The organism is Ensifer sp. VA4, from assembly GCF_055710065.1.
In genome coordinates this window covers 1-18,258 of sequence record NZ_JBVQPO010000022.1, presented here as the reverse complement: position 1 = coordinate 18,258, position 18,258 = coordinate 1, and the positions used below count along the sequence as shown (strand labels likewise).

Genomic DNA, 18,258 nt, shown 5'->3' with positions numbered 1-18,258 from the left:
CGCCTTTGGCAACGCAGGAAAGCAGATTGGCGGGAGAGCGCATTACGAGCGACGGCCAGGCTCCCTCCCCGATCGGAACCGTCCCGAAAACTGATGCGACGATGAAGACGAGGGCACAAGCGAGTAATTTTCGATGAGAGCATTCCAAAAAGGAATGCTTGGCTCAGGCGGTCCGCTCAGTCGCGACCTCCGCCAGCAGCCAGGCGCGGAACGCTTGCACCTTGGGATCGCTTCCGGATTTCGGTCGCGCCACGAACCAGTAGGATTCATGGCCTGCGACCTCGACGTCGAAGAGCTGCACCAATTGTCCCGACTGCAACTGGCCACGCACCATCGAGCGGTCGGCGACGGTGACGCCCAGCCCGGCGCAAGCCGCCTCGATCGCGAGATCGAGCAGGTCGAACTCGAGGCCGCCGCGGGTGTCGACATCCTGGAAACCCGCCGCATCCAGCCAGTGGCGCCAGGTCAGATAGCGCCGGTCGGGCGAGGCCAGCACATGCAGGAAGGTGAAGCGCTGAAGATCGGTCGGCCCTGCGACTTTCACCCCTTCGAGAAGCGAAGGCGCGCAGACGACCACATGTCGCTCCGTCATCAGAATGCTCGTATCCAGCATCGGCCACTCGCCGTCGCCAAAGCGGATGGCGCAGTCGAGAAGCCCGCGTTCGGCAAGCGTGTCCGTGGCCTCAGTGCTGATACTGACGTCCACATCCGGCATGACCTCACGCAATCGAGCCAGACGCGGCAGCAGCCAGCGCTTGGCGAAGGTCGGCGGTACGTTGATCCGTAAGCGATTCTGGTTGCTCTTCTCGGTTATGCTGCGCAGCGAGACTTCGATGCTGTGAAACGCCGCCTGGATCGTCGCCAGCAGTTCGGCGCCGGCGGGCGTCAGGTCGAGATGATGGTGGCGGCGGATGAGGAGGTCCTCGCCAAGCTCGTCCTCGAGATTGCGGACCTGCCGGCTGACGGCGCTCTGCGTCAGGTTGAGGCGCTCGGCCGCCCGCGTGAAGCTGCGGGTTTGCCCAACCACTTCGAAGACCTTCATCGCCGACAGTCCAGGAAGTCTTCGCATCGCTATTTTAGCCTCGGGATAGGGAGCGCTGACATCTGCGTAGACGCCAACGCGAGATCGACACGCACTTTTGCGTGCCGCGCCTTGGCGCACAAGCAGGAAAATCGGCATCGTTTTCCAGGAGGATTTCTCGGCTCGATTGTTCCAGCCCTTGTAGGACCGGTGCTCGACCGTTGCCATGAGGTCATCCCGTTTCCATGCCCGCCCAACTGAAATCGCCACTACGATTATCCAGGGCACGCCGGAGGCCGACGGTCCGCACCCTGTCTTCCGAGGATACGGACCACCAGTCGTCAGTCGCTTGGGCGTTGGGCGGCTCAGAGCGTCGCGCCGACCTTGCGCAGGTCCGCGAGTATCGGTGCCTTCGGCAGCCAGATTTTGTCGTATTCGGCGATGATCCTTGCCGCATCGGCGACCTGCACATCCTTGATCGGAATCGGGGCGGCAGCGAACTGTTCGAGCAGTTTCGGCTCATTGGCCACCGTCGCGTCAATCTGAGCGTCGAGCGCTGTCTTGGTGGCCTTGCTTATCAGCTCGCGATCGGCCTCCGGCAGGGTCTGCCAAACGCGACCAGATGCCAGCGCAACGCAGGGCATGAAGATGGCGTTCATCTTCAGCATGGTCTTCGCTACCTTGTCGAAGCGCTGGTTCCACGAGAAGTCCAGATCGGCCTCGAGACCGTCCACCTGACCATTCGACATGGCATCAAATACAGCCGGCGTCGGGATCGGCGTCGGGGCCGCGCCGAGCAACTGGTAGAAATCGCGGTAGGCGGGCGTCGTGTTGATACGCAGCTTCATGCCGTTGAGGTCTTCAAGACTGCTGATCTCCCTGGCGGAGAAGACCACACGCATAGTGGTGATGCCCCAAGCGAGCCCGATCGTGCCGGTTTCCACCGGCAGGACGTCAAGCAGCTTCGTGGCGATCGGATCGCGAACGAGCTTGGCGACCTTGGCCGTGGAATCGACCACCCAAGGCGCGTTGATCGCAGCGACCGAGGGAATTCGCGAGCCGAGCTCGGCTGTCATGATCCAGCCGAAGTCGAGCGCACCGCTCTGCATCTGCTGCATCATCGCGGCTTCGTTGCCCAACTGGTTGGCCGGGAAGACTTCGATCGACAAGCGGCCATTGGTCTCGGCCTTTAGCGCTTCGCCAACCTTCAGGGCCGCATTGTTCCAGGGATGGCCCGGAGGCGTTGTGATGCCGAGGCGGAACACGCGCGCATCCTGGGCGCGCAGGATAGACGGCGTGCCAAGCGTGAAGACGGCGGCACCCAGTGCTGAATTGCGGATGAAGGTTCTGCGTGTAAGCGTCATGTCACTTCCTCTGGTTGGTTCGCTTTTGTTTATCGGATCATGAAGGTCGAGAGTGTCGGGAAGATCGAGAGAAGGACGAGCAACAGGCACGACACGAAGAAGAAGGGCAGCGTCACGATGAACATCTTGCCGGGCTTGGCGCCGGTTACCGCGGCGGCGACGAAGAAACAAAGGCCAACCGGCGGCGACAGGAAACCGAGCACCAGGTTGATGACCACGACCACGCCGAAGTGAATAGGGTCGATACCGTAAACCTCGGTGGCAATCGGCAACAGGATCGGAACCGTCATGATCAGGCCGGGCGCACCGTCGATGACAGTGCCGATGACCAGCAGGATGACGTTAACCAGCAGCATGAAGGTGATCGGATCGGACGCGATGGCCTGAACCCAGCTCGCAACCTTCTGCGGTACCATGCCGTAGACCAGCACCCAGGAAAACACGCCGGCTGCCGCGACGAGGAACAGCACGACGGCGGAATAGATGCCGGCGCGCAGCAGCATGGTCGGGATTTGCGACAGCTGCAGTTCTCCGATCCAGTATCGGCCGACGAGCACGGCGGCAACGGCGCCGACGGCGGCGGCCTCGGTGGGGTTGGCCAGCCCGCTGAGAATGGAGCCAACGATGATCACCGGGATCAGCAACGTCGGCAGCGCGTTGAGAACCGTGCGCACGCGTTCGCGCAAAGTTGCTCGTTCGCCGCGGGGGTAATTGTAGACATAGCCCATCGCCGCGATGATGCAGCAGAACGCGACCGTGAGGAGGATGCCCGGCACGATGCCGGCAGCCAGCATGTCGCCGACGGGTATCTGTGCGAGAACGCTGTAGACGACGAACATGATTGACGGCGGGATGATTGGCCCGAGCATTCCGGCATAGGCCGTAAGGCCGGCGGCAAACGTCTTGTCGTAGCCCTTCTTCTCCATTTCCGGCACCATCATCTGCGCCATGATAGCGACCTGCGCCGTCGCCGAGCCGAGGATCGACGCCACGAACATGTTCGCAAGCAAGTTCACATAGGCGAGACCGCCCTTCATCGCACCGACGAAGGCCATGGTCATCTCGATGATGCGCTTGGTGATGCCTCCGCCGTTCATGATTTCGCCGATCAGCACGAAGAGCGGAATGGCGATCAATCCGTAATTGTCGACGCCGCCGAAGAGCTGTGTCGGGAAGCTCTGGAAGAGCAGCGGATTGCCGGAGGCGTAGATGTAGACCACGCTGACGAGGCAGAGACAGATGCCGATCGGAACGCCGACCAGCATGAAGATCAGAAATGCAGCGCCGGTAACCATCAGTTGACCCCCTCTGCGCTCTTGAACTCGGGATGGGTTCGGCGTTCGCACCAGCCGAGATCCTCCACGATGTTTGCAAGGCCGTGCAGCGTCATGGTGATCGCAAACAGGGGAATCACGAGATTAACCGCCCAGGTCGGCCAGTTCAGCGTCTGGGTGCGCTCGGTGTAGAGGAAGTTGAAGCTCCCAGCGGCGTAAGCCTTGGCATCGAAGCCTGCGCTGGCGATTCCAATGGGATCAAGCCAGACGTAGCACATGGCCGCGAGCGCGATCGCAAACGCAATCAGCAGCGATGTTGCCAGGATCTGCATGACGCGCGCGGCCGAGGGCGAGAGCCTTTCCGTCAGCAATGTCATGGAAAAGTCCAGTCGCAACCGCGTGAGCGCAGAGCCACCGATGAATGTGAGCCAGACCATGGCGTATACCGCCGCTTCATCGACCCAGTAGAGCGGCATGCCGGTGTAGCGGGTTACGACATTCAGCAGGATCAGGCTTACGAGTACGCACATGAAGCCGCCGACGGCAATCTTCTCGACAGCAAGGATCCCCTCCGACAGGCGTACGATAAGACGCGCCGCGGGCGCGAATTTTCCGCCCGTGGCGGGTTGATTGGTCATGACGTTCCCCCAATTTTCGTATAATGTAAATTTTATACATTTTACGAGTCAACTGGCTTTTTTTCCTTTTTCATGTAGCGGATACGCCATGGCTTCGACTTTGAAACACCGCACGCTCTCCGGCGCCCTGCTCGAGGAAATTCGGCAGGCCATCCTCTCCGGCCGTTATCCCGCAGGCAGTCAGTTGCGACAGGATGCGCTTGCCGAAACCTATGGCGTCAGCCGTATCCCAATCCGCGAGGCACTGTTCCAGCTTGAGGCGGAGGGGCTGGTGCGGATCGTGCCCCAGAAGGGAGCGATTGTCTCAGAGCTGTCGCAGGCGGAGATCGATGACGTGTTCGAGCTGCGCGCACTTCTGGAGCCACGTCTCTACCGTCGCTCCGCCCCCCTCTTGTCGAAAGCCGATTTCGATCAGTTGGAGCAAATTCAGGCAAGCTACGTCCGCGCCATCAAAGGCGGAGAAATCAATCGGTATGGCCAGCTGAACGCCCAGTTGCACGTCGCACTTTATCAGCGCGCCAACATGCCACGTACACAGCAGATCGTCGCGTCGCTCCTCCAGACCAGCGATCGCTACACCCGCGTCCAGCTGTCGAGCATCGATGCGATGAACCGCGCCATGGATGAACATGCCGAACTTATTCGCCTGAGCCGAGCCGGCGACTTCGAGATGGCGGCGAAATTGTTGGAAGCTCACATCGTTACGGTTAGAACTGATCTTCTGGCTGTTCTCAAGCGGCAGAACTGATCACGGAGAGATGTCTCCTTATCGAGCGGTGAGCGAACGACATAGGCCGCCACCGAAGATCAGGCGACGACACTCGTCACGATATTCCGATGCGCCATGGCGCGGAAACGATGAACGTGTGTGGCGAGAGCAGAGCGGCTGCGATGCGGCGCGACGAAGAGATTTCCGGTGCGGAGAAGATAGTCATGAAACGTTGTAGTTCGCTGATCGGAGCCCTGCATTATTCGCTCTCCGGTCTGCGGGTGGAGCGGAATTCGCGACTATATCTGGATGAACTACTGCCTGTTCAAGTATCTATGGCACGGCCACGCTCTGTATATCATGGCGTGAGCTGAGGCGGCTGAAAGCCGCCCCTTCTTCAACTCCAGATCCTTTCATTGGAACAGTGAAAGGATCTGGCTGTTTGAATGACGCAATTCTGGACGGAAAAACCGTTTCTCACTTTCTCGGAATTTCCCCAAGGCGCCGTGGCGCTATTCCGCCGCCACGGCCGGAGGATAAGCATGCGGCTCGTCGCGCCCGGCATTCGGATTGACCTCTTCCGCCTTCTCCGGATCCGCACGCTCCTTCTTGGGCTCGCGCCCGAAGAACAAGGCGTAGCCGGCGGGCAACACCAGAATGGTTAATACCGTCGCGACCAGGATGCCGCCCATCATGGCGTAGGCGAGCGGTCCCCAGAAGACACCACGGGAGATCGGGATCAGCGCCAGCACCGCCGTCAGCGCCGTCAGCGTGATCGGGCGGAAGCGTCGCACGGCAGAGCCGACGATCGCCTCGGCCCGGTCCATGCCGGCGGCGATGTCCTGGTCGATCTGATCGACGAGAATGATCGAGTTGCGCATGATGATGCCGAGCAGCGCGATCACGCCGAGGATTGCGACGAAACCGAAGGGCGCCCCGCTGATCAGCAGTGCGGCCGCGGCACCGATGATGCCGAGCGGCCCGGTGGCGAGCACCAGCATCGCCTTGCCGAAATGCTGGAGTTGTATCATCAGCAGGACGACGATGACACCGAGCATGATCGGCGCCTTGGCGGCGATCGAGGCCTGGCTCTCCGCTGAATCCTCGGCGCCGCCCTGAATGCTGATGCTGTAGCCGGCGGGCAGGCTGTCGCGCAGCGACTGCATGTCGCCGAACATCTTCATCGCCACGTCATTCGGCTGCACGCCATCCGGCAGGGTGCCGCGCACGGTGATCGTCGGCAGGCGGTCGCGGCGCCATTCGATGCCCTGTTCGAGCACGGGCACAACCTTGGCCACCTGCGAGAGCGGAACGAAGCCACCGAAGTCGGTCGGGATGTAGATGGAGTCGACCGAGCTCAAGAACTTGCGGCTCTCCGCCGGCTCACGCGCGACGATCGCCACCGTTTCCTCGCCATCGCGGAAATTGTCGAGCGGCGCACCGGTGACGCTCGCCTGCAGCATCTGGCGGATGCGCTGCGAGGTCACGCCGAGCGCGCGGGCGCGATCCTGGTCGATCACCAGCTTCATGCCCGGCACCGGCTCCAGCCAGTCGTCGTGAACGGCACCCAAGAGCGGGTTCTCGTGGAACTTCGCCTTCACCCGGTCGGCGATGCGCCTGACCTCCTCGCGGTCCGGTCCCATGACGCGCATCTGGACGGGCCAGCCGGTCGGCGGACCGAGGAACAGCCGGTCGACCTTGGCCCGGATCGACGGGAAGTCGGCGGCGAGGATCGCACGCATCTTGGCAATCAACCGCTCGCGCGCCAGCTCGTCCTTGGCCATGACCAGAAGCTGGACAAAGTTCGGATTGCGCAACTGCTGATCGAGCGGCAGGAAGAAGCGCGGTGCGCCCTCGCCGATATAGGTGGCGATGAAGCGCTTGTCCTCGTCGTCCATCATGCGGGCTTCGAGCGCCTTCGCCTGCTTCTCCACTTCCTTGATGCTGGTGCCCTCGGGCAGCCACAGGTCGACGAGAATTTCTGGTCGCGACGACTGCGGGAAGAAGTTCTTCGGAATGAACTGGAAGGCCCAGAGGCTGACCAAGAAGATGACGAGCGTCGTCGAGAGCACGATGATGCGATGGCGCACGGCCCAGGCGACGGTCGAACGCAGATGCCGATAGAAGCGCGTGTCGAAGACATCGTGATGGTTGCCGGCATGGCTGCGCTGTTTGAGCAGCATATTGCCGAGCCAGGGTGTAAAATAAACGGCGACGAACCAGGAGACGACGAGCGCGATGCCGACCACGTAGAACAGCGAACGCACATATTCGCCAGCCGTCGAGGCGGCGAAGCCGACCGGAATGAAGCCGGCGGTGGTGATCAGCGTGCCCGTCAGCATCGGGAAGGCGGTGGAGGTATAGGCGAAGCTCGCGGCCTCGACCTTGACGAGCCCCTCCTCCAGCTTCCGCTCCATCAACTCCACCACGATCATGGCGTCGTCGACCAGCAGGCCAAGTGCGATGATCAGTGCGCCGAGCGAGATGCGCTGCAGATCGATGCCGAGCTCATACATGATGGCGAATGTCGCAGCCAGCACCAGCGGGATGGTTATCGCGATCACCAGGCCCGAGCGCCAGCCGATCGACAGGAACGAGACGACGAGAACGATCGCGAGGGCTTCGCCGAGCGCCTTCATGAACTCGCCGACCGCCTCCTTGACGACCTCCGGCTGATTGGAGACCTGGTCGACCTGGACGCCATAGGGCAGCGACGCCTCGAAGCGCTCATAGGTCGCTTCCACCGCTTTGCCAACATCCGTCACCTTGAAGCCCTTGGCCATGACCACGCCGATCTGAACGCTATCCTGGCCATTGAAGCGGAACTTGCGCGAGAAGGGATCCTCGAGCCCAGAGCTTACCGTCGCGATGTCGCCGAGCCGGGTAATCTGGCCACCAGCGCGAAGCCTGAGGTTCTTCAGGTCCTCGACCTTGTCCAGGCCGCCCTCGACGGAGATGCGCACCGAGCGCGAGCCGGTATCGACGGAACCCGCCGGGTCGATATTGTTCTGGCCGGCAATGGTGCTGCGCAAATCGTTCAGCGTCAGGCCGCGCTCGGCCAGCACCTTGGAAGACACGTCGATGAAGATCTTCTGCGGCTGGTCGCCGATGATGACGGCCTTCTCGACGCCCGGCGTCGTCAGGAGCATGTCGCGCGCCTGGATCGCGAACTTCTTCAGTTCCGGATAGCTGTATCCCTCGCCGCTCAGCGAATGCAGAGTGATGAAGGTGTCACCGAACTCGTCGTTGAAATAGGGCCCGAGCAAGCCTTCTGGCAGCTCGCTGGAGATGTCGCCTACCTTCTTGCGGACCTGGTAGAAGGCGTCAGCCACCTGCTCGGCGTTGGTATCGCCTTCGACCTGCAGCGTGATGATCGCACTGCCAGCGCGCGTATAGGAGCGGACGAAATCGAGATGCGGCGTTTCCTGCAGCTTGCGCTCGATCTTGTTGACGACCTGGTCCTGCATTTCCTCGATCGAGGCGCCTGGCCAGAAGGCCTGCACGACCATGACGCGGAAGGTGAAGTCCGGGTCCTCCTTCTGCCCCATGCGCATCAGGCCGAAGACGCCGGCGAGAATGATGAGACCGAACAGGAAACGCGCCATGCTCGGATGCGCGATCGCCCAGCGCGAAAGATTGAAGGGCCGCTTTTCTTCGGAAGAGGAGGTCGTCATCGGCTCGGTTCCGCTATCCTGGTAACGTCAGCGCACGAGGCTGGTTTCGGCTGCCGCAGCAGCTTGGCGCATCGTATCGTTGGAGATGGTCACCTTGAGATCGTCGGTCATGAACTGCGTTCCCGCAGCAACGACGAGGTCGCCGACATTGAGGCCCTCGGTGACCCGCACGCCATCGGTGGTGAAGTCCGCAAGCGTGACCGGCCGGCTGCGGACCGTTTCCGTACCGCGATCGACGACCCATACGATCGGATAGCCGTCCTTCTCAGCCAACGCGCTCAAGGGGACGGAGACGAAAGGAGTGCCGCTGCCAGCGGAAGCCTCGACGGTCGCGGTCATGCCGAGCAGGACCCGCGGGTCATTCGGCAGGCTGACGCGCACCGAGAAGGTCCGCGATTGCTGGTCGGCGCTGCCGGCGACCTCGCGCACCGTGCCGTCGAGCGACAGGCCCGCATCGGACCAGATCCCGACCTTGACCGGCAAACCGGCCTTGAAGTTGCCGATTTCGGTCTCGGGTACCGCGACCTGGACTTCCTTTTCGCCTTCAACGGCAACCGTGGCAACAGGCGTGCCAGAGCCGACGACCTGGCCGACATCGGCGTTGATCGCGGTAACGATACCCGGCCGGTCGGCGACGAGGCTCGTATAGACCACCTGGTTCTTCGCCTGGGATAGCGCCGACTTCGCGGCATCGCGCGTGGCGACGGCCTGGTTGTAACTCAGCACCGCCTGGTCGAATTGAGCCTGCGAGGCGAATTTCCTGGCGAGCAGCTGCTTGGCGCGATCGCGCACCAACTCGACCGTCTCGACCTGGCGCTCGGCCGCCTCCAGATTGGCGGTGGCGCTGCGCACCGCGAGCTCGTAGTCGGTCGCGTCGATGCGGGCGAGGCGATCGCCGACCTTGACGCGATCGCCGACATTGACGATCCGCTCGACGATCTTGCCGCTGACACGGAAGCCGAGGTTCATCTCGGTTCGCGCGCGAACCGCACCGGAATAGCTGAGCTGGCGTGCAGCGTCGGCCTGGGCGATCTCGACGACCTTGACCGGGCGCACGACGTCGGCAGTTTCGGATTTTTCTTCCGAGCAGCCGGCGAGCGCCGTCGAGAGGGTGGAAATCAGCGCAATAGTGGCAACGAATGAAATACGGCGGCGAAATTCAATAGGCATAAACATAGTCGCACTCCTGAAAATAGGCCGACGCCGCCACTGGCTGCGCCGGAAACAGTTCGGCTAGACCTTCAATCCCTTGATCGCGAATTCGACCAGTTCTTCCGGCGCGGCGCGGTTTGTCTTGCTGAGACATTGGGCAACCATTTGCGGGTGACAGAGTGTGACCGTCGCCGCACCGAAACAGCGCGACGCCGCATCGGCGTCCTGTTCCGGGAACTCACCGGCGGCGATGCCTTCGCGGATGACGTCGGCGAGAAGCGCATCGATCCTATCGATATGCTTGTCGATGACATGCCACTCGCGTTCGATGGCAACGACCACCATCTCATGCACTTTCGTGTCGTCGAGCATGAGCTCGACGGTCATCTGATGCTGCGCGTGGACGTAACGGCGCAGACGCTCCGTCGCGCTCAATGGCAAGGAGCAGATCTCCTGTGCCATCTGATAACTCGCCGCGAGCATCCGGCCGCAAAGCGCCTGGTGGATCTCCGTCTTGGAGGCAAAGAACCGGTAGATGTTTGCCGGCGACATGCCGAGTTCCTTGGCGATGTCGGCAACATTGGTCTTGCTGTAGCCGAAATGCCGGAACAGCCGCTCCGCGGCATCGAGGATCCGCGTGATGTTGTCCTGGCGCGCCTGGTCCACGACCGTATCATTGCTCACCGGCATTGCCTGCCTTTCGATTTACGACTGACGAATTTTGTATTTCGTCAGTCGTAAATCGAAATGAGACACTCGTCAACGATAGAATCCGTCCACACGATCACGATTTGATAACCAAGACTGCTCTTGCCGCGCGCGGCCGACAGCCCGCGAACGGCATCCGGCGGACGTTGACTCGACACGCCATGGTGGTTACCAGCGCTACTGGAGCCTCGTTTCTCGGATTCTTCTCAAGGGGTTAGCAACTTATGGCCACAGGTCTCATCGCCCTCCTCGACGACATCGCGGCCATCGCCAAGATGACGGCCGCTTCGCTGGACGACGTGGCGGCCCAGACCGCGAAGGCCAGCGCCAAGGCGGCCGGCGTCGTGATCGACGACGCTGCGGTGACCCCGCGCTATGTGGTCGGGCTGACGCCTGAGCGGGAACTGCCGATCATTGCGCGGATTGCCCTAGGCTCGTTGAAGAACAAGCTGCTTTTCCTGCTGCCCGGCGCACTGGTGCTCAGCTATTTCGCACCCTGGGCAATTACGCCGCTCCTGATGCTCGGCGGCATCTATCTCTGCTACGAGGGCGCCGAGAAGCTTTACGGTGCAGTCTTTCCGCATGCGGCCCACGCGCATGAGAAAGCGGTGCTCGGCGAGATGAGCGATCCGGTGGCGCTGGAAAACGAGAAGGTCTCCGGAGCCATCCGCACCGACTTCATCCTCTCTGCCGAGATCATGGCGCTGACGCTGTCGACGGTCACCGATGCCGGCATCTACACGCAGGGCATGGTGCTCGCCGGGGTCGGCATCCTGATCACGCTTGCCGTCTATGGCGTCGTGGCGCTCATCGTCAAAGCTGATGATGCGGGCGTCGCGCTCGCGAAGAACCCGCTGTCGACCTTGAGCCTGTTCGGTCGCGGCCTCGTTCTCGGCATGCCCGCATTCCTGAAAGTTCTGGCCGCGATCGGCACCGCCGCCATGCTCTGGGTCGGCGGCAGCATCCTCGTGCATGGCATGGCGCAACTGGGACAGGCCGGTCCGGAACACTTCATTCACGATGTCTCCGAGGGAGTCGTCCACACGCTGGCCTTCGCCCCGGCGGTCGTCGGCTGGCTCACGACCTCGGCGCTCCAGGCCCTGCTCGCCATCGCCGTCGGCGCCGCAACCATCATCGTCATGGGCAATGTGGTCGCGCCACTCTGGAGTCGTCTGCGGCCGGCGAGGAGCTAGAGCCGCTCGCAAGCGCGTTCGACCAGGAGACCGCTCCCGGCGCCTCCTGGGACTTCGTTTCCGATCTCCCCGGCGGCCTACCGCTTGTACTTCACGCCCGGCAGGACACAGAGCATCTCGTAGAGAAGGTTTGCCGCCGTAATCGCCGTCGTGCCTGTGGTGTCGAAAGGCGGGCTCACCTCGACGAGATCGGCACCAACGAGATTAAGGCCGCGGCAGCCGCGAATGATTTCGATCGCCTGGATGACAGTCAGTCCGCCGATTTCCGGCGTGCCGGTGCCCGGAGCATAGGCCGGGTCGAGGCTGTCGATATCAAAGGTCAGGTAGGTCTTGTGGTTGCCGATCCTGGCGCGGATGCCTTCGATCAGCGGCACCATCGACTTGTGCCAGCACTCTTCCGCCGGGACGACGGTGAAGCCCTTGTCGCGCGACCAGTCGAAATCGTCGGACGCATAGCCGGTACCGCGCAGGCCAATCTGGAACACGAGGTTGGGATTGAGGCAGCCGTCCTCATAGGCGCGGCGGAACGGCGTGCCGTGCGCAATCTTCTCGCCGAACATCGTATCGTTGATATCGGCGTGGGCATCGACATGGATGAGGGCAACCGGCCCGTGCTTTTCTGCGATCGCCTTCAGGATCGGATAGCTGATCGTGTGATCGCCGCCGAGCGTCAGCGGGATGCAATCGTGCTTGAGGATCTCGCCGATACCGCGGGTAATGATTTCCATATTGGCCGGCAGGTTGAAGGTGTTGATGGCGATGTCGCCGATATCGGCCACCTGCAGGCTTTCGAAGGGTGCTGCGCCCGTCGCCATGTTGTAGGGGCGGATCATCACCGACTCGGCGCGGATCTGGCGCGGTCCGTATCGCGTTCCGGAGCGGTTGGACGCGCCGATATCCATAGGGATGCCGACGAAGCAAGCATCGAGGCCTTCAGCCGATGTCGCAGCGGGAAGGCGCATCATCGTGCCCGGACCACCGAAGCGGGGCATGTCGTTGCCGCCGAGTGGCTGATTGAATTTCTGCTCCATGGAAAGCTCTCCCTTTGATGTCGCCGAACCCTAGCAGGCACTGAAAGCCGAGAAATACCCATTGATCGAATGTTACTTCGATGCGGGCCAAACAAACTTCGCTCGATGCAGCCAAGGCAGGCGTCGATTGCGTTTTACGATGCTGCTCCGCCTCCCGCACCTAGCCAAAGGGAGTGTTGCCGTCTTTGGGCCTGCCAATCACTTTGGCGAAAACAAAAATACGCCGTTCTTGGGAGGAACCATGCAAAACTTACGTCGCACCACGTTGCGCTCCATGTTCGCCGCGTCGCTTGCCGCCCTTGCGCTCTCAACGACCGCCCAGGCACAGGACAAGCTGTTCATCTACAATTTCTCGGACTATTTCGCCGAAGATACGGTTTCGGACTTCCAGACGCGCACCGGCGTCGAAACGCAGGTCGATTTCTACGATTCGCTCGAAGTGCTCGAAACGCGGCTGCTCGCCGGCGGCAGCGGCTTCGACGTCGCCTTCCCGAGCGCCACGGTCGGAGAGCGGCTGATCCAGTCAGGCGCGCTGAAGCCAATCGATGTCACGGCTCTCAAGAACTACGGCAATCTCGACAAGGACCTCTTGAAGCTCGTCGCCGAGTACGATCCGGAAAACCAATATCTCGTTCCCTATATGTGGCTGACGACGGGCGTCGCCTACAACGCCAAGCTCGTCGCCGAGCGGCTGCCGGATGCCCCCGTCAACAGCCTCGACATGTTCTTCAAGCCCGAGGTCGCCGAGAAATTCCAGGATTGCGGCATCGGCATCGTCGACGCACCGAACGAGGTGATCCCGATCGCGCTCAACTACCTCGGCCTCGATCCCTATTCCGCCAAACCTGATGATCTCGACAAGGCGAAAGAGCTCCTGCTCAAGCTCCGCCCCTATATCCGCCACATGCAGAGCGGACAGCTCGTCGCCGACATGGCCTCGGGCCAGCTCTGCCTGGCGCTGATGTGGAGCGGCGATGTCGGCATTGCGGCGGCACGCGCCGAGGAAGCGGAGACCGGCGTCGAGGTCGACTATTCGATACCGAAAGAGGGGACGATCATCTCCTTCGACACGATGGCGATCCCGGCCGACGCGCCGGATCCGGAACAAGCGCTGGCCTTCATCGACTATATCCTCGAGCCGAAAACGGTCGCCGCGATCAGCAACCACGTTTTCTACGCCAATGCCAATGCCGCGGCGACACCGGAAGTCGATGCCGCGATCCGCGACAACCCGAACATCTATCCTCCTGCCGACGTCCGTTCCAAGCTCTTCGTCGACAAGTCGCTGCCGCCGCGCCAGACGCGCGAGCGCACCCGCGTCTGGTCGGCCTTCAGGGCCGGCCAATAGCGCGAACCGTCAACAGCAGGACCAGACCCCGTGCAATCCTATATTTCGATCGAGAACCTAGCGAAGTCCTATGGCGTCGTCACCGCCGTCAACAATATCAATCTCGGCATCGAGAAGGGCGAGTTCTTCTCGCTTCTCGGCCCCTCGGGCTGCGGAAAATCGACGCTGCTCCGGATGATCGCCGGCTTCGAGACACCGACAACCGGCGCTATCAAGCTGGAAGGGGCGGATGTCACCGACGTTCCTGCGCATAAGCGTCCGACCAACATGATGTTCCAGTCCTATGCGCTGTTTCCGCATCTGACGGTGGGCAGGAACATCGCGTTCGGATTGCAGCAGGACGGCCTCGACAAGGGCGAGATCAAGAAGCGCATCGGCGAAGTCGCGGAAAAGCTGCAGCTGACCGCACTGCTTGATCGCAAGCCGGCGCAGCTTTCCGGCGGCCAGCGCCAGCGCGTGGCGCTCGCCCGTGCACTGGTCAAACGGCCGAAGGTGCTGCTGCTCGACGAACCGCTCGGCGCGCTCGACAAGAACCTGCGGACGGAAACGCAGCTCGAACTCGTCCGCCTGCAGCGGGAACTCGGCCTCACCTTCATCATCGTCACCCATGACCAGCATGAGGCGATGACGGTTTCAACCCGCATCGCCATCATGAAGCAGGGGCAGGTGCTGCAGGTGGGCACACCCTCGGAAGTCTACGAAACGCCGCAGTCGCGCTATGTCGCCAAGTTCCTCGGCGAAACGAACGTGTTTGCCGGTGGTCGCGCCGATCGCAGCGGCGGCGAACTGCAGATCGAAAGCGACGAAGCCGGCGGACCCGTCCGCGCCGCCTTCACCGAAAGGGTGCCGCTCGATCGGCCATTCTGGGTCTCGGTTCGCCCTGAGCGGGTGGAACTTGCGACTTCGGGCGGTGGCCTCGAAGGGACCGTGGAGCAGCTCAGCTATACCGGCGTCGAGCGGCACTACCGGGTGCGGCTGAAATCGGGGGCGACGCTCGACGCGCGTCGGGTCAATCTCGGCGCCGAAAGCGATCTCGCGGTCGGTGATCGGGTGTTTGCGAGCTGGTCACCGCAGGCAAGCCGCCTCTTGGCCGAATAGGAGGTCTCCATGCGCACGGCAGCGACACCGTCCTCTAAGACGAGCTGGGGCAGGCGTATTCTGATCGCCATTCCCTATGCCTGGCTTCTGGTCCTGTTCCTGGCACCCTTTGCACTGGTTGCGGGCATCAGCCTCTCGACCGTGCGGCTCGGCATGCCACCTTTCGAACCGCTTACGGCCTGGGACGGATCGATCCTGAACCTCAGGCTCAACTTCGAGAACTTCCTCTACGTTCTCACAGACGACACCTATCTGCTCGCTTATCTGACCAGCCTCAAGATCGCGGCGATATCGACCGCGGCCATGCTTTTCATCGCCTATCCGCTCGCCTATGGCATTGCGTCCTGCTCGCCGTCCTCACGCTCTCTCCTGGTCTTCCTGGTGATCGTGCCCTTCTGGAGCTCGATGCTGATCCGGGTCTATTCCTGGATGAGTATCCTCAGGAACGACGGTCTTCTGAACGCGCTCCTCTTGAAGATCGGCCTGATCGGCGAACCGCTGCGCATCCTCAACACCGAAACGGCGATTTATATCGGCATCGTCTACACCTACCTGCCCTTCATGGTGCTGCCGATCTATTCCAACCTCAGCAGCGCCGATCGAACATTGATCGAAGCGGCGCGCGATCTCGGCTGCGCCCGCATCTCCGCCTTCTGGAGGGTCACCTTCCCCTTGAGCCTTCCCGGTGTCTTGGCCGGCTGCGCCCTCGTCTTTATCCCGGTCGTCGGCGAATTCGTCATCCCGGATCTGCTCGGCGGTGCCGATACGCAGATGATCGGCCGCGCCATCTGGCTCGAATTCTTCAACAACCGTGACTGGCCGATGGCCGCCGCCGTGACGATTGTACTGCTCGCCCTGTTGGTGGTTCCGATCGTCTACTTCCAGTCGCGCCAGGCGCACACGCGGACTTAAGGGAGATGGCCATGACGAAACCAAGCTGGTTCAATCGGCTGTCGATCCTGTTCGGCCTTGCCTTCCTCTATCTGCCAATCGTCGTTCTCGTCATCTACAGCTTCAACGGCTCGAAGCTCGTGACCGTCTGGGGCGGCTTCTCGACCCAGTGGTATGCGACGGTTCTCGCCAATCCCTCGATCATCGAGGGCGCGAAGGTCAGCTTCCTGGTGGCCGCGGTGTCGGCGACGGCAGCGACCATTCTCGGAACGCTCGCAGCCGTTGTCATGGTGCGGCTGCGCCGCTTCCGTGGCCGGGCGCTGTTGAACGGCATGCTGCTCGCGCCCATGGTCATGCCGGAAGTGGTGATGGCCGTCTCGATGCTCTTGATGTTCGTGACGCTCGGGATCGATCGCGGGCCGCTGACCATCACGCTGGCACACACTACCTTCACGCTCTGCTTTGCCACCGTCGTGCTGCAATCACGGCTGGTCGAACTCGACCCGTCGCTGGAAGAGGCGGCGCGCGATCTGGGCTGCCCGCCGGCCAAGGCTTTCGTCAGCGTTGCCTTACCGAACATGGTCCCGGCCCTCGTTTCCGCCTGGCTCTTGTCCTTCACCCTGTCGCTCGACGATCTGGTTATCTCGAGCTTCACGACGGGGCCGGGCGCCTCGACCCTGCCGATGAAGATCTATTCCCAGATCAAGTTCGGGGTGACACCGGAGATCAATGCGATCTCGACGATCATCCTCGGCACCGTGGTGCTTGGATTGGTCGCCGCGCAATTGGTTTCGCGGCGAGCGGAACAACGGGGGAAGCGCCGCTGCTTGAAGCAATTCGAGACTGGGGATTCGTAGGGAAGCAAGTGGCCGACGCGTACCGAGGTGTTCGCCCACCGCGCCTACACGGAAATGACGGCGCAAGTTGGCCCGGCCGAGAACGTGACCGTCCTCACAACAAGCTGTGTCATGGCTTGAGAAGAGCGGTCTCCTTCGACCCGTTGCCGTCGTCCGCTTCAGGCGCGGTGAATGGCACAGTTAGCCCATTGCACCTCGGCAGGACACGACGAACGGGACGATCACACCTGGAGCGGACACTTGGGCACCAGCACGAGGTTGCCACGTGACGCCGACCTTGTCCGTATGTTGATTAAGCATACCCGCAGCGGCGCTCGCCCTTTGCCGCGAAAGTGCATCCCTTGGGTCTGCGCTGGTGCCAATGGAGAAGTCGGCGTCGCTCTAGATCCGATGGAAATGGGCGATCATTAGATCCGAGGCGCGAAATCTCGCCTGTTATTACCATATCCGCAGGTATGGTAATAACAGGCGGTAGACTTTTTTGCGAATTAGCGTTATTACCATTGACGCGAACATGGTAACAACCTATTGAAACTCACGCACACCTACCAGACACTTTACAGCGAGCTCTCTCAGCGAGCACTTGATAGTTCGTTTGCAAGCGAGTTCAACGTGGAAGGCCGCTTTATCTCTGCCGAGGTGAAGGGGCGTAGATACTGGTATTTCGATCTTCCAGACGGAAAGGGTGGGAAGAAGCGGACCTATGTCGGCCCTGTCGAAGACACCGAGATCACAAGACGGGTAGAGAACTTCAAAGATCTGAAGGCAGACGTCCGTGAACGACGCAAGCTGGTATCGACCCTCGTGCGCGAAGCGTATCTGCCCCGTCCGGAACGACAAACAGGTGAAATTGTGCAGGCGCTGGCTGAAGCCGGTTTCTTCCGTTTGCGTGGTGTCCTGGTCGGTACCGTAGCCTACCAGTGCTATCCAGCGATACTCGGCATTCGTCTGCCGGGGATGGCCATGATTACGGCCGATGCGGATTTCGCTCAGTTCCATTCGATTTCGGTGGCGGTTGAGGATCAAGCGCCGCCCATGCTCGAAACGCTGAAGACGGTCGATCCAACATTCAGGGAGATCCCGCATCAAGCTGACGGTCGCTTCACGACGCAGTACGCGTCTCGAGAGGGCTATAGGGTAGAATTCCTCACTCCAAATCGCGGTACCGACGATTGGACGCCTCTAAAAACCTCCCCTTCAGCCGGTTTTCGTGATTCAATCCTGGCTGTGTGATTTGCGGGAACGGATGATGCGTGGGCAGCCAGGCTTTTGGGATTTGGACGAGCGTTACGAGCGCCTG

At 61.6% G+C, this 18,258-nt stretch carries 15 protein-coding genes; 7 read left to right on the top strand and 8 right to left on the bottom strand.

The window, feature by feature from the left end; genetic code table 11:
- Positions 1 to 163 precede the first annotated feature (163 nt).
- From AC0C6X_RS27940 to AC0C6X_RS27925, 4 genes are all read right to left on the bottom strand, one after another.
- Positions 164 to 1,069, bottom strand: a complete 906-nt coding sequence (locus AC0C6X_RS27940; RefSeq protein WP_173518899.1) for a LysR substrate-binding domain-containing protein — start codon at positions 1,067 to 1,069, stop codon at positions 164 to 166.
- 317 nt (positions 1,070 to 1,386) lie between these two features.
- A complete protein-coding gene (locus AC0C6X_RS27935) occupies positions 1,387 to 2,385 on the bottom strand; it encodes a TRAP transporter substrate-binding protein (protein ID WP_173518900.1) in 999 nt (332 codons plus the stop codon).
- Positions 2,386 to 2,414: 29 nt separating this feature from the next.
- Complete coding sequence (locus AC0C6X_RS27930; protein ID WP_173518901.1) at positions 2,415 to 3,680, bottom strand: TRAP transporter large permease; 1,266 nt, start codon at positions 3,678 to 3,680, stop codon at positions 2,415 to 2,417.
- A complete protein-coding gene (locus AC0C6X_RS27925; RefSeq protein WP_173518902.1) occupies positions 3,680 to 4,297 on the bottom strand; it encodes a TRAP transporter small permease in 618 nt (205 codons plus the stop codon). The genes AC0C6X_RS27930 and AC0C6X_RS27925 overlap by 1 nt, the downstream gene beginning before the upstream one ends.
- An 88-nt stretch (positions 4,298 to 4,385) precedes the next feature.
- Here AC0C6X_RS27925 and AC0C6X_RS27920 point away from each other — a divergent pair, with 88 nt between their 5' ends.
- Positions 4,386 to 5,045, top strand: a complete 660-nt coding sequence (locus tag AC0C6X_RS27920; protein ID WP_173518903.1) for a GntR family transcriptional regulator — start codon at positions 4,386 to 4,388, stop codon at positions 5,043 to 5,045.
- A 473-nt stretch (positions 5,046 to 5,518) separates the two neighbouring features.
- Here the strand turns inward: AC0C6X_RS27920 and AC0C6X_RS27915 are convergent, their stop codons facing one another.
- The 3 genes from AC0C6X_RS27915 to AC0C6X_RS27905 are packed head-to-tail and all read right to left on the bottom strand — an operon-like array spanning position 5,519 to position 10,516.
- Positions 5,519 to 8,680 (bottom strand): efflux RND transporter permease subunit, encoded by a 3,162-nt coding sequence (locus AC0C6X_RS27915; protein WP_173518904.1) that lies wholly within the window; start codon positions 8,678 to 8,680, stop codon positions 5,519 to 5,521.
- 27 nt (positions 8,681 to 8,707) lie between these two features.
- Entirely contained in the window at positions 8,708 to 9,856 is a 1,149-nt protein-coding gene (locus AC0C6X_RS27910) for an efflux RND transporter periplasmic adaptor subunit (protein WP_432704686.1), read from the bottom strand.
- A gap of 57 nt (positions 9,857 to 9,913) precedes the next feature.
- A complete protein-coding gene (locus AC0C6X_RS27905) occupies positions 9,914 to 10,516 on the bottom strand; it encodes a TetR/AcrR family transcriptional regulator (protein ID WP_376741680.1) in 603 nt (200 codons plus the stop codon).
- Positions 10,517 to 10,764: 248 nt separating this feature from the next.
- Between AC0C6X_RS27905 and AC0C6X_RS27900 the strand changes: the two genes are divergently transcribed.
- On the top strand, positions 10,765 to 11,733 hold the full coding sequence (locus AC0C6X_RS27900) for a DUF808 domain-containing protein (protein WP_472956300.1): 969 nt from the start codon (positions 10,765 to 10,767) through the stop codon (positions 11,731 to 11,733).
- Between the two features lie 77 nt (positions 11,734 to 11,810).
- Here the strand turns inward: AC0C6X_RS27900 and speB are convergent, their stop codons facing one another.
- Positions 11,811 to 12,764, bottom strand: coding sequence for an agmatinase (gene speB, locus AC0C6X_RS27895; protein WP_173518907.1), 954 nt, complete (start codon positions 12,762 to 12,764; stop codon positions 11,811 to 11,813).
- A gap of 241 nt (positions 12,765 to 13,005) precedes the next feature.
- On the opposite strand from speB, the gene AC0C6X_RS27890 reads away from it, so the two are divergent.
- From AC0C6X_RS27890 to AC0C6X_RS27870, 5 genes are all read left to right on the top strand, one after another.
- A complete protein-coding gene (locus AC0C6X_RS27890; protein ID WP_173518908.1) occupies positions 13,006 to 14,112 on the top strand; it encodes a polyamine ABC transporter substrate-binding protein in 1,107 nt (368 codons plus the stop codon).
- 30 nt (positions 14,113 to 14,142) lie between these two features.
- Entirely contained in the window at positions 14,143 to 15,210 is a 1,068-nt protein-coding gene (locus AC0C6X_RS27885) for an ABC transporter ATP-binding protein (RefSeq protein ID WP_173518909.1), read from the top strand.
- Positions 15,211 to 15,219: 9 nt separating this feature from the next.
- Positions 15,220 to 16,122: an ABC transporter permease subunit gene (locus tag AC0C6X_RS27880; RefSeq protein WP_173518910.1), complete on the top strand. Its 903-nt coding sequence runs from the start codon at positions 15,220 to 15,222 to the stop codon at positions 16,120 to 16,122.
- Positions 16,123 to 16,133: 11 nt separating this feature from the next.
- Positions 16,134 to 16,958 carry an ABC transporter permease gene (locus AC0C6X_RS27875; protein ID WP_173518911.1) on the top strand — a complete coding sequence of 275 codons (825 nt, stop codon included), beginning with the start codon at positions 16,134 to 16,136 and terminating at the stop codon, positions 16,956 to 16,958.
- A gap of 528 nt (positions 16,959 to 17,486) precedes the next feature.
- A complete protein-coding gene (locus AC0C6X_RS27870; RefSeq protein WP_472956298.1) occupies positions 17,487 to 18,191 on the top strand; it encodes a GSU2403 family nucleotidyltransferase fold protein in 705 nt (234 codons plus the stop codon).
- Positions 18,192 to 18,258 lie beyond the last annotated feature (67 nt).

What these genes read in the sequence shown, in the direction of transcription:
- AC0C6X_RS27940 (WP_173518899.1), bottom strand. Translation starts at nt 1,069, where the DNA reads ATGCGAAGACTTCCTGGACTGTCGGCGATGAAGGTCTTCGAAGTGGTT.
- AC0C6X_RS27935 (WP_173518900.1), bottom strand. Translation starts at nt 2,385, where the DNA reads ATGACGCTTACACGCAGAACCTTCATCCGCAATTCAGCACTGGGTGCC.
- AC0C6X_RS27930 (WP_173518901.1), bottom strand. Translation starts at nt 3,680, where the DNA reads ATGGTTACCGGCGCTGCATTTCTGATCTTCATGCTGGTCGGCGTTCCG.
- AC0C6X_RS27925 (WP_173518902.1), bottom strand. Translation starts at nt 4,297, where the DNA reads ATGACCAATCAACCCGCCACGGGCGGAAAATTCGCGCCCGCGGCGCGT.
- AC0C6X_RS27920 (WP_173518903.1), top strand. Translation starts at nt 4,386, where the DNA reads ATGGCTTCGACTTTGAAACACCGCACGCTCTCCGGCGCCCTGCTCGAG.
- AC0C6X_RS27915 (WP_173518904.1), bottom strand. Translation starts at nt 8,680, where the DNA reads ATGACGACCTCCTCTTCCGAAGAAAAGCGGCCCTTCAATCTTTCGCGC.
- AC0C6X_RS27910 (WP_432704686.1), bottom strand. Translation starts at nt 9,856, where the DNA reads ATGTTTATGCCTATTGAATTTCGCCGCCGTATTTCATTCGTTGCCACT.
- AC0C6X_RS27900 (WP_472956300.1), top strand. Translation starts at nt 10,765, where the DNA reads ATGGCCACAGGTCTCATCGCCCTCCTCGACGACATCGCGGCCATCGCC.
- speB (WP_173518907.1), bottom strand. Translation starts at nt 12,764, where the DNA reads ATGGAGCAGAAATTCAATCAGCCACTCGGCGGCAACGACATGCCCCGC.
- AC0C6X_RS27890 (WP_173518908.1), top strand. Translation starts at nt 13,006, where the DNA reads ATGCAAAACTTACGTCGCACCACGTTGCGCTCCATGTTCGCCGCGTCG.
- AC0C6X_RS27880 (WP_173518910.1), top strand. Translation starts at nt 15,220, where the DNA reads ATGCGCACGGCAGCGACACCGTCCTCTAAGACGAGCTGGGGCAGGCGT.
- AC0C6X_RS27875 (WP_173518911.1), top strand. Translation starts at nt 16,134, where the DNA reads ATGACGAAACCAAGCTGGTTCAATCGGCTGTCGATCCTGTTCGGCCTT.